Annotated in this window: 11 protein-coding genes and 1 pseudogene; 2 read left to right on the top strand and 10 right to left on the bottom strand. The window is 72.1% G+C overall.

What is annotated here, in order from left to right:
* The first annotated feature begins 6 nt into the window (after window positions 1-6).
* Window positions 7-2,100 (top strand): SpoIIE family protein phosphatase, encoded by a 2,094-nt coding sequence (locus ACIRJR_RS33585; protein ID WP_403787908.1) that lies wholly within the window; start codon window positions 7-9, stop codon window positions 2,098-2,100.
* A 234-nt stretch (window positions 2,101-2,334) separates the two neighbouring features.
* Here the strand turns inward: ACIRJR_RS33585 and ACIRJR_RS33590 are convergent, their stop codons facing one another.
* The 9 genes from ACIRJR_RS33590 to ACIRJR_RS33630 all read right to left on the bottom strand — a co-directional run bounded on the left by ACIRJR_RS33590 (window position 2,335) and on the right by ACIRJR_RS33630 (window position 10,596).
* Window positions 2,335-2,976, bottom strand: coding sequence for an LAETG motif-containing sortase-dependent surface protein (locus ACIRJR_RS33590; protein WP_403787910.1), 642 nt, complete (start codon window positions 2,974-2,976; stop codon window positions 2,335-2,337).
* Between the two features lie 202 nt (window positions 2,977-3,178).
* Window positions 3,179-3,667 (bottom strand): GNAT family N-acetyltransferase, encoded by a 489-nt coding sequence (locus tag ACIRJR_RS33595; protein ID WP_403787912.1) that lies wholly within the window; start codon window positions 3,665-3,667, stop codon window positions 3,179-3,181.
* A 40-nt stretch (window positions 3,668-3,707) separates the two neighbouring features.
* Window positions 3,708-4,688, bottom strand: a complete 981-nt coding sequence (locus ACIRJR_RS33600; RefSeq protein ID WP_403787914.1) for a DUF6397 family protein — start codon at window positions 4,686-4,688, stop codon at window positions 3,708-3,710.
* 106 nt (window positions 4,689-4,794) lie between these two features.
* A complete protein-coding gene (locus ACIRJR_RS33605) occupies window positions 4,795-5,196 on the bottom strand; it encodes a roadblock/LC7 domain-containing protein (RefSeq protein ID WP_403787916.1) in 402 nt (133 codons plus the stop codon).
* A gap of 178 nt (window positions 5,197-5,374) precedes the next feature.
* Window positions 5,375-6,010 (bottom strand): GTP-binding protein, encoded by a 636-nt coding sequence (locus tag ACIRJR_RS33610; RefSeq protein ID WP_403787918.1) that lies wholly within the window; start codon window positions 6,008-6,010, stop codon window positions 5,375-5,377.
* 192 nt (window positions 6,011-6,202) lie between these two features.
* The gene (locus ACIRJR_RS33615; RefSeq protein ID WP_403787920.1) at window positions 6,203-6,694 is read right to left on the bottom strand and encodes a DUF742 domain-containing protein; all 492 of its coding nucleotides are present in this window, start codon (window positions 6,692-6,694) and stop codon (window positions 6,203-6,205) included.
* Between the two features lie 16 nt (window positions 6,695-6,710).
* Complete coding sequence (locus tag ACIRJR_RS33620) at window positions 6,711-7,148, bottom strand: roadblock/LC7 domain-containing protein (protein ID WP_403787922.1); 438 nt, start codon at window positions 7,146-7,148, stop codon at window positions 6,711-6,713.
* The gene (locus tag ACIRJR_RS33625; RefSeq protein WP_403787924.1) at window positions 7,145-9,529 is read right to left on the bottom strand and encodes a nitrate- and nitrite sensing domain-containing protein; all 2,385 of its coding nucleotides are present in this window, start codon (window positions 9,527-9,529) and stop codon (window positions 7,145-7,147) included. The genes ACIRJR_RS33620 and ACIRJR_RS33625 overlap by 4 nt, the downstream gene beginning before the upstream one ends.
* 269 nt (window positions 9,530-9,798) lie before the next feature.
* Window positions 9,799-10,596 (bottom strand): MHYT domain-containing protein, encoded by a 798-nt coding sequence (locus tag ACIRJR_RS33630; RefSeq protein WP_403787926.1) that lies wholly within the window; start codon window positions 10,594-10,596, stop codon window positions 9,799-9,801.
* 161 nt (window positions 10,597-10,757) lie between these two features.
* Here ACIRJR_RS33630 and ACIRJR_RS33635 point away from each other — a divergent pair, with 161 nt between their 5' ends.
* Window positions 10,758-11,357 carry a class I SAM-dependent methyltransferase gene (locus tag ACIRJR_RS33635; protein ID WP_403787928.1) on the top strand — a complete coding sequence of 200 codons (600 nt, stop codon included), beginning with the start codon at window positions 10,758-10,760 and terminating at the stop codon, window positions 11,355-11,357.
* 34 nt (window positions 11,358-11,391) lie between these two features.
* Here the strand turns inward: ACIRJR_RS33635 and ACIRJR_RS33640 are convergent.
* Window positions 11,392-12,299, bottom strand: a pseudogene (locus tag ACIRJR_RS33640) (oxygenase MpaB family protein).
* Window positions 12,300-12,373: the final 74 nt, after the last annotated feature.

A 12,373-nucleotide genomic window follows, 5' to 3' on the forward strand; every position in this document is an offset into this window, starting at 1 on the left:
GCAGGCATGACCGACTCTTCACGGCGAGCAGACGACGAAGCGACCTCGTGGCGCCGGCCCGGGCAGCACCATGACGCCGGGACCGGGACCGCGGAGCGCCTCGCCATGAACCGTACGGGCAGCTTCGAGTGGGATCTGGACGCCCGGACCGTGGACATCGACGAGGCCGGGCTGATGGTGTTCGGCCTGGATCCCGAGAGCTTCGACGCGTCGCCGTCGACCGTGGTCGAACGGCTGGAGGCGTCGGACCGGGCGCGCCTGAGCGCCACCGTCGACGAGGCGATCTCCGGCGGGAGCAACTCCTACAGCGTCCACTTCCAGGTGCCGCTGGAGGACGGGGCCCGCCAGTGGACCCACGTCCAGGCGCGGATCCTGCGGTCCGACGACGGCCGGGCGCACCGGGTCATCGGTGTGGTGAGGGATGCGACGGCCGAGGTCACCCATTCGGCCTTCGTGCTGGATCTGGAAAAGCGGCTGCGGCGGCAGACCAGCATCGTCGAACGCACCACCGCCGCGATGTCACGCGCCGTGACCGTGGACGATGTCACCGCCGCCCTCACCGGTCCGGGTGGCCTGGTCGGCGTCGGCGCGGACGGGCTGGCGCTCGGCCTGGTGGAGAACTCCGCGCTGAGGATCATCGCGCTGAGCGGGGAGTCGGTGGAGGTCCTCGAAGGCCTCGGTTCCGGGCAGCTCGACGCGGCGCTCCCTCTCGGGGACACGATCCTCAGCGGGCGTCCCCGCTTCATCAGTTCGCTCGATTCACTGGTCCGGCGCTATCCCGTGCTCGAACCGCACATCGGACGGCTGAACTTCCGTGCCGTCGCCTACCTGCCGCTGATAGCTCAGGCGCGGTCGCTGGGCGGGCTCGCGCTCTTCTACCGCGAACGCACGGTGTTCAGTGCCGACGAGCGGATCCTGTGCCTGGGGCTGGCCGCCATCGTGGCCCAGTCCCTGCAACGGGCGATCCTCTTCGACGAGGAACGTGAATTCGCCACCGGGCTGCAGTCGGCCATGCTCCCCCGGCGGATCCAGGAGATCGAGGGGGGCGAGATCGCGGTCCGCTACCACGCCGCGTGGAGCGGGCGCGAGGTCGGCGGCGACTGGTACGACGTGATCACCCTGCCCAGGGACCGGATCGGCGTCGTGGTGGGGGACGTGCAGGGGCACGACACGCACGCCGCGGCGATCATGGGTCAGCTCCGTATCGCCCTGCGCGCGTATGCCGCCGAGGGGCACCCACCGGCGACCGTGCTGGCCCGGGCCTCCCGCTTCCTCGCCGAGCTGGACACCGACCGGTTCGCGACGTCCACGTACGCCCAGGTGGACCTCGCCACGGGGGCGGTGCGGGTGGCTCGCGCGGGACACTTCGGACCGCTGATCAGACATACCGACGGGCGGGTCGGTGTCCCGCAGGTGCGTGGGGGCATGCCGCTGGGCATCTCCACGGATTTCCATGACGAGGAGTACCCGGAGACCCGCCTCGACCTCGTGCCCGGTGAGACGCTCGTCCTGTACACCGACGGTCTGGTCGAGGAACCGGGTGCCGATGTGGACGCGGGTGTCGCGGCCCTGATCAATGAGGTGAGCGGCGGACCCGACGGTGCCGAGGCGCTGGCCGATCATCTGTCGGACCGGCTGTGGGAGCGGTGGGGTTCGGGCGACGACGTGGCGCTGCTCGTGCTGCGGCGCAGCCCGGACCGCGGGTCGCCGCGTGCGCCACGGCTCCACCAGTACATCCACCAGGCTGATCCGCAGGGGCTCTCGGAGGCCCGGTCGATCGTGCGTCAGGCGCTGACGGACTGGGACCTGGCCGGTCTGGCGGACGATGCGGAGCTGGTCACCGGCGAGCTGCTGGTCAATGTGCTGCTGCATACGGAGGGCGGGGCGGTACTGACGCTGGAGGTGCTGCCGGAGCCGGTGCGGCGCATCAGGCTGTCGGTGCAGGACCGCTCGAGCGTCTGGCCGCGGCGGCGCACCCCGGGCGAGACGTCGACCTCCGGGCGAGGGCTGCTGCTGCTCGACGCGGTGGCCGGACGCTGGGGCATCGAGCCCCGGGGGGAAGGCAAGGCGGTCTGGTGCGAAATCGGCCCCGGCGCCTGATCCGGGAGACGGCGTACCGTCGCGAAGGGCGCACGAAGGCTACGACGAATGTCGGCCTGCGGCCGCGGCTGCGGCTGCGGCTGCGGCTGCGGCTGCGGCTGCGGCTGCGGCTGCGGCTGCGGCTGCGGCTGCGGGGGAACGCCACGGGGGCGTACCGCAACGGAGTTGTTGCGATACGCCCCCGTCCGGCTCGCCGGCGTGCACTCACCACCGAGCCGGAGTGTCTCGAACGCGTCAGTGCTGCGTGCTGCGGAGCTTGCGGACGGACCACAGGATGCCGCCGCCGGCGAGGAGGACCGCGAGAGCGGCTCCGCCGATGACGGGCGTGGCGGACGACGAGCCGGTCTCGGCGAGGTCCGGGGCGCTGCTGCTCGGCTCGGCCGGCGCGGGCGCGGCCTCCGTGGCGGTCTCGCTCGGCGTCTCACTCGGCTCGGGGGCCGAGGTCGGCGGCTCGGTGCTCGGGGCCTCGGAGGGCGTCTCCTCGGTCGGCGTGGGCGACGGGGTGTCACCTTCGCAGACGGGAGCCGTCTTCTCGTCCTCGACGCTGTACTTGTCGTCGTCCCCGGCCTTGACGACGAGGCGAACGGTCAGCTCCTTGTCGTGCTTCGGGAGCTGGAGCGGCGTCTCGGTGCGGAAGTCGCGGCCGAACTTGGTCGTGGCGAGCAGCTCGTCGCCGCCCACTACGGAGACCGTCACCTCGTTGGTGGCGCTGCCCGAGTAGGCCGTCAGGTTGAGCGTCACTTCGGAGCAGGTCACGGCCCAGGTGGGGGTGTGAGCTGCGGCCGGACCGGCGGAGATGACCCCGCCTGCCAGACCGACTACCGCAGCGGCCGCGAATGCTCCCGCGCCACGCCACGATCTCCTGGGTATGGTCATGGATTCTTCCTCCATATGAGTTCACCGCCGGAAGGGCGGTGGGGCGCACAGTACTGCCCCCTGCCTCAGGAGGCGCACCCGCCCCACAGCTCAGCGATGCACCAACCGTTCCCAGATCGCCGCTACTTGTGACATGCCGGACACGTCAGGATGGCCGGAAGCCACTGTCCTCACAGAACTTCCGGGCGCTTGTGAGGTGCGTTCACAGAGCCTTGTGCATGATGTGCAGACCCACGTAGCCCTCGGTGGGGTGCTTGAACCCCTCGGGCAGGGTCCCGATGATGTCGAAGCCGAGGGTCCGGTACAGCCGCACGGCGTGGGTGTTCGTCTCCACGACGGCATTGAACTGCATGGCCCGGTAGCCGGCCTCACGCGCCCAGTTCACGGTGTACGCGCACAGCGCCCGGCCGACGCCCCTGCCGGAGTGCTCGGGGGCGACCATGTAACTGGCACTGGCGACGTGCGAGCCGTTGCCCATGTGGTTCCTGTTCATCTTGGCCGTGCCCAGGACCGTCCCGGCCTCGTCCACCGCGACGACCGTACGGTCGGGGTCCGGGAGGAGCCACCAGCTCCGGGCCACGTCCTCGCCGAGGTCCACGGGGTAGGTGAAGGTCTCGCCCGCGGCGACGACGGTGTGGAAGAACGGCCAGATGGCGGGCCAGTCCTCGGTGGTGGCTTCTCTGATCATCATGGGCTCAAGATGCCGGGTCGGGCGGCACCGTGCAATCCCTTCAGTGATCTTTGCGCGCGGGCCGGTGCAGCCCGATCCTGGACAGCAGCCCTCGCCGTGCACCGGGGTGTTCACGGGTGCGGCCCGGCGCCCGGCCGTCCCACAGGGAGGCGGGCCCCGTTCGCCTGACGGCCGGTCCGTCGGGCCCTTGGTGGAGGGTGGGGCCGCATCCGGGCCGTGGGGCGGGGCGGATCGCGCGCGCCCGATCGAGCTCCAGCGTCAGATTCACGCGACGCCAAAGGATCTCGTCCGGATCGTCGGCCAGCAGCAGCCTCGCCATGGCTTCCCTCCCTGCGACCGATCCCTGGCCCCCGGCTGCGGCATCGGGCTGCATCCGGGCCAGGTAGGCGCGCTCGTACGGATCCTCCACGACCTCCGCGAGCTGCACCGGGTCCAGAGCCGAGGCATGCAGGGCCGCGCACGCCCACGGGTCGGCCGCACGGCTCAGCAGCCGGTCGATCCTGCGTGCACGCCAGTTGCGCGCACGCCAGTCGGTGCCCGCCTGCAGCATGGTCCGCATGCCCGCCGGGCTCCTTCCCGCGATCAGATCGGGCTCCCGCGCGGCGAAGGCGAGGAGTTCGTCCACCAGGTAGAGCCAGACCACCGCCCGGTAGCGGTTCAGATAGAACGCGACCGGTGAGACGCACCCGATGCGCGCCAGGCCCGTGAAGCGCACGGGGCTGACTCCGAGCAGCGTGGCACCTTCCGCCGTGCCCGCTGTACTCACCTGGTCCCGGAGCGATTCCGGGAATCCCGGGCGAGCGCGCAGCCGGTCGATCTCCTGCCTGCGGATCCGGGGCCTCGCCCCTCCCCGTGCCGGCTCCGCCCCGATCAGGCCCAGGTGGACGGCCAGATCGAATTCACCGCGCTTCAGGCACAGTTCCTGAGCCGCGCGCCCCGCGGACACGCACACCGGCGTCGGCGCAGCGACGGCACCGGTGCCGGTCTCTTCCGTGACGGACATGACTTCCTCGACGGCCATGCTTTCCTCCCCCGTGAGTCCAACACTCTGTGTGATCACGGTATCCGGGGGAGGAAACTCTCGGGGAGCCTGTGGACAACTCCCGAGAACCCACTGAAGATGCAGGTCAGAAGCCTTCGACGCTCTGCCGTGCGCTCACGCCTAGGTGCTCGCCCACTCTGTTGACCAGCAGGGTCATCTCGTAGGCGACCTGCCCCACATCGGCCTCGGCGGTGCTCAGGACGCACAGACAGCTGCCGTCCCCCGCCGCCGTCACGAAGAGCAGTGCCTCGTCGAACTCCACCATGGTCTGACGTGCTCTGCCCGCCCCGAAGTGACGCCCCGACCCCCGGGCCAGGCTCTGCAGTCCGGACGAGACGGCCGCCAGGTGCTCCGCGTCCTCCCGGGCCAGACTGGTGCTCGCTCCGGTCACCAGCCCGTCGTTCGACAGCACCAGGGCGTGCGTGATGTGTTCCACCCGGCTGGTGAGATCGTCAAGGAGCCAGTCGAGTCCCCGGTCCAGCGCCATGTGCTCTTCCTCCCCGTTCATCCGTTCCCCGCGTTCCGCGCAAGCCTTGCGCACGGCTCCTCCACGGGCAAGCGCCTCCCCACGCCGGAGGCGCTGCTTCGCGCCACGGCCCGCCCGCTCCCAGGACGGGCGTCCGGCGCGGGGCCGGAGATCCGGATGACCATGCCGGGCTCCTGGCTCATCCGGATCCTGACGCCTGGCCGACCGAGTCGAGGAGCCGGGCGGTGTGCATCCTTCCGGCGTACTCGACCATGCGGATCAGGACCTCCTTCCCGGAGGCGCGGTCACGCGCGTCGCACAGGACCACGGGCGTACCCCCGTCCAGATCCAGTGCCCGCGAGACGTCGTCCTCGGCGTAGGTCCGTGCGCCCGAGAAGCAGTTGACGGCGACGACGAACGGGATGCGGCGGTGCTCGAAGTAGTCGACGGCCGGGAAGCAGTCCTCGAGACGCCGGGTGTCGGCCAGGACGACGGCTCCGAGCGCGCCCTGCGAGAGCTCGTCCCACAGGAACCAGAACCGGTCCTGGCCCGGCGTGCCGAACAGATAGAGCGAAAGGCCCGAACGGATGGTGATGCGCCCGAAGTCCATGGCGACCGTGGTCGTGGTCTTCTGATCCACCCCGCCGGTGTCGTCCACGGACTGTCCGGCCTCACTGAGCAGTTCTTCGGTCCGCAGGGGCCGGATCTCGCTCACCGCGCCGACGAGTGTCGTCTTCCCGACGCCGAAGCCGCCGGCGACCAATATCTTCAGGGCGAGTGCCCCGGATTCCCCGGCCTCTTCCTCACCCGTGCTGTCCACATGCTCGGAGGACATCGATCACTTCTCTCGCGAGTGCCGTCAGTAGGGGCGACAGCATGGCAAGCAGAGCCAGTCGCCGAAGGGAGTGAACGGATTTTGACCTATGTGTCCGGACGCGTCCGTTCGCTGCCCGGTTGAAGCCGCAATCCTTTGTGAGTGGGCGGCGCGCACGACCGATACCGGCCCGCACGCCCCGTACCGGAGCTCTCAGAGCGCCCGGAGTCCGTCGATCACCTCGCGCAGGATGCGCTCGTCGGGCAGGCACGCGGGCGGGACGGGCCGGCTGACCCGGACGCAGCCGGCTTCGAGCAGGTCACCGAGAAGCACCCGCACCACTCCGACCGGCAGGTCGGCGTCCGCGGACAGTTCCGCGACCGACTGGATCTCGTCACGGCACAGGACGAGCAGGGCACGGTGCTCGGGGCCCAGCAGCGCTCCGCCCTCACGTGCCTCAGCGCCGTCGTCGGCCGCCACGAGGGCTATCAGGTCGAACCGCACCCCGCTGGGACCCGGCTGTGTCCGGCCCCCGGTGACCGCGTAGGGGCGGACCAGGGGGCCCGCCTCGGCGTCGTACCACTGGCTGCCGGGTGGGACCCCGTGCTCGGCCGGGGACGGGCCGTCGCCGCCCGGCGGTCCGACGTGTCCGGCGGCCGGCGATGCACCGTCCGTGCGCCCCGGCGGCACTCCGCTCTCGCTCATCCGCACGTGTCCGTCCTCAGCCCGTCGCCGGTGGTCCGGCGAGCCTCACCGGGGTGTCGAGGTGCTCGCCGACCCGCTTCACCAGGCGCGCCATCTCGTAGGCCACAAGGCCGACGTCCGCGAACGCGTTGCTCAGCACGGTGAGGCAGGAACCGTCCCCCGCGGCCACGACGAACAGGAAGCCGTCGTCCATCTCGACCATCGTCTGCCGCACGGCCCCGGCCCCGAAGTGCCGTCCCGTGCCCTTCGCGAGGCTGTTGAAGCCCGATGCGACGGCCGCGAGGTGTTCCGCGTCCTCGCGGGTCAGCGCATGCGACGCTCCGACGGCGAGACCGTCGTTGCTCAGGACGACGGCGTGGCGGATGCCGGCGATCCGGGCGGCCAGGTCGTCCAGCAGCCAGTCGAGCTCGCCGGAGCGCCGGGACGCCCTTCCGGGCCTCTCGTTCACGATCATGTCTGGTCTCCTTCGGTGTGCCGGCGGAACGGGGACGCGGATCCGGGAGCGGAACGGGCCCGGGGGTCTTTCCCCGGGCCGTCCCCGCCGCCGCGGACCCATCCGTCCCGGTAGGCGGTCATCCGGTCGCGTGCTTGCTCCGGGGTACGTCCGACCGCGGGTGCCGGCCCGTCGGTGTACGGCTCCTCCGGCGCTGGTCGCGTGCGCAGTTGGGGGACGAGGCTGGCCTGCCGGACGCGGCGCGGCAGTTCTCCGTCGTCGCCGGCGGAACGGGAGCGCCGGTGGAGGGTGGTCACCGGTGCGGCGCCGGGGCGTGGTTCCGTACGCCCGGCGGACTCCGCGCTCGGTTCGAGTGCTGGTACGGCGACCGGCGCGGGGAATGCGTCGGGGCGCGGTTGCGTGGGCCGGGGCGCGGCACCGGTCCCCCGGTGCGCGCCGTTGCCGGCGACGGTGGTCGGCCTGTCCTCGGCGTCCGCCGGACGGGCCGGTGAGCCCGCCGGGTGCCCGCTCTGGAGCAGTGCGGTGGGCAGCAGCACCACCGCGGTCGTCCCTCCGTACGCGGAGGTGCGCAGCTGCACCTTGATGTGGTGACGGGCGGAGAGCCTGCTGACGACGAAGAGGCCGAGCCGGTCGCTGTCGAAGAGGTCGAGGGTCTCGGACTGCTCGATGCGCCGGTTGGCCTCGTCGAGCAGTTCCTTGCCCATGCCGAGCCCACGGTCCTCGATCTCCAGGGCGTACCCGTTGCCCACGAGCTCGCCGCTGATCCGGACCTTGGTGTGGGGTGGCGAGAACTGGGCCGCGTTCTCGACGAGTTCGGCCAGCAGATGCGTGAGGTCGGCCACCCCGGTGCCCTTCACTCCGGCGTCCGGCAGCGCCCGTACCTCCACGCGCGCGTAGTCCTCGATCTCCGAGACCGCCGCGCGCACGACGTCGGTCAGGGGTACGGGCCTCCGCCAGGCGCGGCCGGGAGCGGCACCGGAGAGGATGATCAGGCTCTCGGCGTGCCGGCGCATGCGGGTGGTGAGGTGGTCGAGGCGGAACAGGTCACCGAGTTCGCCCGGGTCGTCGGTCCGGCGCTCCATGCCGTCGAGGAGCGCGAGCTGGCGGTGGACGAGGACCTGGCTGCGGCGGGCGAGGTTGACGAAGACCCCGGAGATGCCGCTGGCGAGTTCGGCGCGCTCGACCGCGGCGTCGAGGGCCGCGCGGTGCACGGTGTCCAGGGCTTCGGCGACCTGTCCGATCTCGTCGGGTGACGTGCGCCCGGCCGGGGCTTCGTCCCGCACGTCGATCTCCTCGCCGGCACGCAGCCGCTGCATGGCGTGAGGCAGTTTGCGCCACGCGACGTCCAGCGCGCTGTCGCGCAGTCCGACGAGTTCGACGACGAGCGCGCGGCCGATCCGTACGGAGATCATCAAGGAGGCGACGACAGCGAGGAACCCGAGGAGGACGGCCGCCCCGGCCGGGCTGTACAAGGCGTGCGCGAAGGGGCCGGGCCCGTCGGTGGCCCGCTCGCCGGCCGCCGTCCCGACGGCGCGCAGTCCGGTGCGCACCGCGGTCACGTCCCTCCCCCAGCCGTCGGGCACCGCCTTCGCCGCACGGCGGCCGGGCGGGCCGGCCAGCACCGCGTCCTCGGCCGCCGTGAGCCTTCGCAGGGCACCGCTCCTCTCCAGGGACCGCCATGCCGGCCGCCCGGCGGCGGGCAGATCGGCCCCGGCCGCCTCGGCCAGGGTCCGGCGGGTCGCCACGGCTCCGGTGAACAGGCGCAGTTGTTCCCCGTCGAGTCTCCCGGCGAGCGCGGCCGACGCCAGCAGTGCCTCCTCACGGGCCAGCATCTCCCCGCTCCGGGCGAGTTCGAGCAGGACACGCGTCCCGGAGCCGGTCTCGGCGTCCTGCGTACCGGTCAGGGCCCCGGAGACCGCGAAGGCCGCGGTGATGGTCTCGGTGTACCGCGCATAGGCGGTGCGCGTCTCGGTCTCCGTGGCCGGGGAACCGCCGGAGGCCTTCCCCGACGTGTCCAGGAGGCGAGCCCGCAGGGTGGGCAACTGCTCCGTGCGGCCCAGGAACGCGGCGAGCCGTGCGGCAGGTCCCGTGGGAAGCACGCCCGCGTCGGCCACAGTGTGCTCGTCGCCCAGGCTCAGGGCTTCCAGCGCGGCGTCCGTCCGCGCGGCCCGCTCCTTCAGCGCGGCGGCGTGGTCGGCGCCGGGGGCGGCCAGCTGGCGGAGCGCCGCCGTCCGTTCGTTCTGCAGGGCGCCGGTGGCCGAGGCGACCGGGGCACGCACCATGCCGTCCACGCGCTGGACCTCGCGCAGGAGTGCCATGTCCTGGGCCGTGGTGACGGTGGCGAATCCCCAGAGGGCGAGAAGGGAGACGACCGGCACCATCAGCAGCGAGATGATCTTCGCCCGTACGGTCCGGGGGCGCAGGGACCCGCGTCCCTGAGGGGGCCCTCCGGGCGACGGCGGCCCTGCCGAGCGGCGGGGCCGTTCGTCCGCGGGCGGTCCGGCGTGAGCGCGTCGTCCGCGCGGCGGTGTCACCGGCCCGCCGGGGTGTGCCGGGGTCGTGGTGCGGGTGTGCGCATGGCCTCCTCGTTCCGGGTGGGGAGCTCTGTGCCCCGAGTGCTGTGCGGCAGGGACCGCGGGTCCGGCGGCGGTCAGGGGGCGGCCGCTCTCGCGGTCCGCTCGGCAGGGGAGTCGTCGAGGGCCGCGGAGGGAGCTCCGGCCGTGTGTTCCCGGGCGGCCGGCGAGAGGGCGACGAACGCCGAGGTGAGGAAGAGGTACGAACCGAGGCCGACGGCGAGGGGAAAGATGAACTGCATCACCGTCGCGCCGGGAAGTGCGGATCCCGATGGCGCGACCCGGACCCCGACCGCCAGCATGCCGCTGTAGTGCATGCTGCTCACCGCGGCGCCCATGACGAGCGACGCGAGGGCCACGGCCCCGGGTGACCTGATGTTGAGTGCGGCCCAGAGTGCCGCTGTGGCGGCGACGACGGCGATGCCGACCGAGATCGCCACACGCAGCGGATCGTAGGAGACGGTGCCGTGGAGGCGCAGTGCGGCCATGCCCAGGTAGTGCATGCTGGCGACGCCGAGCCCGGTGGTCAGGCCGCCGATGAGCAGGGCTCTCGACCGCTCACGGCCGTAGCCGACGGTGAAGACCCCCGCCCCCACCACCAGCATGGCGACGAGCAGGCTGAGCAGGGTGAGCGGCACGTCGTAACGGATGTCCGTGCCGGTGACACCGAATCCGAGCATGGCGACGAAGTGCATCGTCCAGATTCCCGTGCCGAGAGCGGATGCGGCCGTGAGGAGCCAGTTCCGGCGTGAACGCCCGCGGGTTGCGAGTGCGCGCACGGTGCAGCGCAGTCCGAGTGCGGCGCCGATCGACGCCATCGCGTACGACAGCACGGGTGTCAGCCAGCCGAAGGTGGCGTGGTCCAGGTGTCCCATGGGTCCGGGACGCTAGCCCGCTCCTGGACGCACACCAGGGGCGCATTTCGAAAGGTGCTGGGATATGACAGAGAGATGTTCCCGAACGATCGGGCAGAGTTCGAACGTGTGCACAGCTCCGCATCGTTTCGCTCGGGTGCGGACTGCGCGATCATGTCCTCATGGCCGACGACCACACGCACGTCCAGGACTTCTTCACCCCGCGGGCGGCCGACTGGGACAGCCGCTTCCCCGATGACGGCCCCGCCTATGCCGCGGCGGCCCGCGAGCTCGGTCTGCGTCCCGGGGGCGCCGTGCTCGACGCGGGCTGCGGTACCGGGCGGGCCCTTCCGGCCCTTCGCGCGGCGGTCGGACCCGGGGGCACGGTGCTGGGGGCCGACCTGACCCCGGCCATGCTGGACGCGGCGCTGCGAGCGGAAAGGGGGGCGAGCGGCTCGCTGTTGCTGGCGGACGTCGCGCGGCTGCCGCTGCGCGACGGAGCCCTGGACGCCGTCTTCGCCGCCGGTCTGGTCTCACATCTCCCGCACCCGGCACGGGGTCTCTCGGAGCTGGCGCGCGTGGTGCGCCCGGGTGGCAGGCTCGCCCTGTTCCACCCCATCGGACGGGCCGCTCTGGCAGCACGGCACGGCCGGGCCCTCTCGGACGACGATCTCCGGGCCGAGCCCCGTCTCGCACCGCTGCTGGCGGACACGGGGTGGCGGCTCGTTGCCTACACCGACGAGGACAGCCGGTACCTGGCCCTGGCCGTGCGCACCGGCTGAGCGGCCGCCGTCTCCTCGGCGGACGTCTCAGGGCTCAGTCCGCCGACGCGTCCGGGTGCCGGTCGTGGGGCACGGGGCAGCCACGCACGCCCGGGGTGGGGTGCGTGCCGAGGCGGCCCACCTCGTAACCGTCCGGGTAGCCCTTGATCTCGGGGTTCTGCCGCGCGTAGCGGGCGGTGGAGCGCGGGGGCAGGAGCCGCACGGCGCGGGCCCTCAGGCGCAGCGCGCCGCGGGTGAGCCCGCGGACGACGGGGCCGGGCCGCTCGTACCGGAACGCCCGCAGCAGCGGATCGTCGAGCAGGGCGAGCGTGGCCTGGCGTACGGCGGGGGCGAGCACGCGCGGATACCAGGAGAGCCCATCAGGGCGAGCGTGGCGTCGGAGACGGAGCGCGCGCCCTCGTCCCAGCCGAAGTGCTCGTCCTCGTAGGAGTCCAGGACGCGCTCGAACTCCTCGTACGTCCGCGGCAGGCCCTGGATGCCCATGCGGGCACCGAGCGTGCGGTAGTACGCGGCGAAGGCGCGCAGCTCGTGTCCGGACAGCTTGCGCCAGCCGTACGTGTCGAGCCAGCGCTTGGGGGTGACGACGAACGTGCACAGCACGTACCGCATGTCGTCGTTGCTGATGTCGTAGCTGCGGTGCATCCGGTTGATCCGGCGGACGGCGGTACGGCCTTCCTCGCTGTCGAAGCCGTGCTCGACGACGGCGTCGAGGAGAAGTGCGGTGTCGTCGTACCTCTTCTGCGGACGTTCCGTCAGTTCCCCGGTGGTCGCGAGAAGACGGCCGATGCCGGGCACGGCGTACGTGCGGTACAGGGCGAGTTCGAGAGCGCGGGTGACGTCCCAGGGGAATTCGTACGTCACGGTGAGCCGGTAGATCTCCAGGAAGTCCCGCTCGGGGTCCAGGTGCTGGATCTCCCTGAGCCGTTCGTACCGCTTCACCATGCAGTCCCCTCGTCGGCCGGCCTCACGACCTTACGTGCGCCCGTGAGGCCGGCACCACCGCGCGAGGGCCGCCG

Source organism: Streptomyces sp. NPDC102402 (assembly GCF_044765765.1).
In the GTDB taxonomy this organism is placed as follows: domain Bacteria; phylum Actinomycetota; class Actinomycetes; order Streptomycetales; family Streptomycetaceae; genus Streptomyces.

What these genes read in the sequence shown, in the direction of transcription:
- ACIRJR_RS33585 (WP_403787908.1), top strand. Translation starts at nt 7, where the DNA reads ATGACCGACTCTTCACGGCGAGCAGACGACGAAGCGACCTCGTGGCGC.
- ACIRJR_RS33590 (WP_403787910.1), bottom strand. Translation starts at nt 2,976, where the DNA reads ATGACCATACCCAGGAGATCGTGGCGTGGCGCGGGAGCATTCGCGGCC.
- ACIRJR_RS33595 (WP_403787912.1), bottom strand. Translation starts at nt 3,667, where the DNA reads ATGATGATCAGAGAAGCCACCACCGAGGACTGGCCCGCCATCTGGCCG.
- ACIRJR_RS33600 (WP_403787914.1), bottom strand. Translation starts at nt 4,688, where the DNA reads ATGGCCGTCGAGGAAGTCATGTCCGTCACGGAAGAGACCGGCACCGGT.
- ACIRJR_RS33605 (WP_403787916.1), bottom strand. Translation starts at nt 5,196, where the DNA reads ATGGCGCTGGACCGGGGACTCGACTGGCTCCTTGACGATCTCACCAGC.
- ACIRJR_RS33610 (WP_403787918.1), bottom strand. Translation starts at nt 6,010, where the DNA reads ATGTCCTCCGAGCATGTGGACAGCACGGGTGAGGAAGAGGCCGGGGAA.
- ACIRJR_RS33615 (WP_403787920.1), bottom strand. Translation starts at nt 6,694, where the DNA reads ATGAGCGAGAGCGGAGTGCCGCCGGGGCGCACGGACGGTGCATCGCCG.
- ACIRJR_RS33620 (WP_403787922.1), bottom strand. Translation starts at nt 7,148, where the DNA reads ATGATCGTGAACGAGAGGCCCGGAAGGGCGTCCCGGCGCTCCGGCGAG.
- ACIRJR_RS33625 (WP_403787924.1), bottom strand. Translation starts at nt 9,529, where the DNA reads ATGGTGCCGGTCGTCTCCCTTCTCGCCCTCTGGGGATTCGCCACCGTC.
- ACIRJR_RS33630 (WP_403787926.1), bottom strand. Translation starts at nt 10,596, where the DNA reads ATGGGACACCTGGACCACGCCACCTTCGGCTGGCTGACACCCGTGCTG.
- ACIRJR_RS33635 (WP_403787928.1), top strand. Translation starts at nt 10,758, where the DNA reads ATGGCCGACGACCACACGCACGTCCAGGACTTCTTCACCCCGCGGGCG.